Annotated in this window: 1 rRNA gene; it reads right to left on the bottom strand. The window is 42.3% G+C overall.

The features are described 5' to 3' along the window. Positions 1–186: 186 nt before the first annotated feature. Positions 187–279: ribosomal RNA gene (gene rrf / locus M3182_RS25885) — 5S ribosomal RNA — on the bottom strand; the annotation flags it as partial.

Here is a 279-nt window from a genome sequence, read left to right on the forward strand (position 1 = left end):
AAATGCATTTACACGCAACTCCATTCATACTTGTTTCTCGACAACTCAAGTATAAAAGAATTGGATGTTTGCGTGTTTTTTTATGCTCTCATAGTTGCATAGGAACCCCAACAAATATTATAGAGCCACATTTTTCATTGTAGTTCATACAAAAAAAGACAACCAAAATTGGTTGTCTTTTGCGTTGCCTGGCGACGTCCTACTCTCACAGGGGGAATCCCCCAACTACCATCGGCGCTGAGAAGCTTAACTTCCGTGTTCGGCATGGGAACGGGTGTG

The sequence above is a fragment of the Mesobacillus maritimus genome, from assembly GCF_023715205.1.
Classification (GTDB): Bacteria; Bacillota; Bacilli; order Bacillales; family Cytobacillaceae; genus Mesobacillus_B; species Mesobacillus_B maritimus_C.